This is a genomic window from Marinobacter halodurans (assembly GCF_004327985.1).
GTDB lineage: Bacteria > Pseudomonadota > Gammaproteobacteria > Pseudomonadales > Oleiphilaceae > Marinobacter_A > Marinobacter_A halodurans.
On sequence record NZ_SJDL01000183.1, the window covers coordinates 1 to 649 of the forward strand.

Sequence of the window (649 nt, forward strand, 5' to 3'; positions counted from 1 at the left end):
AGGTGACCTTCGAGGGCCGGGAGGGCCCGGTGTTGGGGATCGTCACCAAGATCAACCGCAAGAGTGTGATCGTGTTGGCCGAGGATGGCACCAAGCAATACAAGGTCTCGCCGGAGTTATTGAGGCCACTACGTGACGTGAAGTAGGTCAACTACGTCGTGGAATGAACGCTTACTTTTGCCAAGTGCCTGGAATGCGCCTCAGAGTCGTATTGAAACTCTGCATCAAGGGCCTCAGGGTTTGCCCCTTTTGCAATCAGATAGCTCACAATTTCTTTGTGACCGAATTCGTCTGCAACTTTCAAGGGTGTCAGACCGCCTTCACCTCGTTGCTCGACATTAATTCCATTTTCCACCAGCAACTTCACGGCCTCGATATCTCCCCACACGCAAACACAGTGCAGAGCATTATCTCCAAAACCATTTGTGTCGTTTATATCCCGAAGCTTAACTCCAGCGAAATCCGGGACGGACTCCACTTGGTCAAGAAGGTCTCGAACTGAGTCATTCATGGTTTACTGCCTAACGCTGAGCACAGGGGCGCCCAGTCATGGGCGTCCAGCGGCCGCAGGCCGCGTCCTGATGCGACTGGTTAAATGCCGGTTACCCGGCAATCCATTCCGGCACCTAACCCCGAATGCCAGCTCCCG

The 649-nt window shown here is 53.9% G+C and carries 1 protein-coding gene; it reads right to left on the reverse strand.

What is annotated here, in order from left to right; all coding sequences use genetic code 11:
• Positions 1-151: 151 nt before the first annotated feature.
• Positions 152-511, reverse strand: a complete 360-nt coding sequence (locus EZI54_RS24015) for an ankyrin repeat domain-containing protein (RefSeq protein WP_131484355.1) — start codon at positions 509-511, stop codon at positions 152-154.
• Positions 512-649: the final 138 nt, after the last annotated feature.

Coding starts and splice junctions, on each gene's coding strand:
- EZI54_RS24015 (WP_131484355.1), bottom strand. CDS start 511: ATGAATGACTCAGTTCGAGACCTTCTTGACCAAGTGGAGTCCGTCCCG.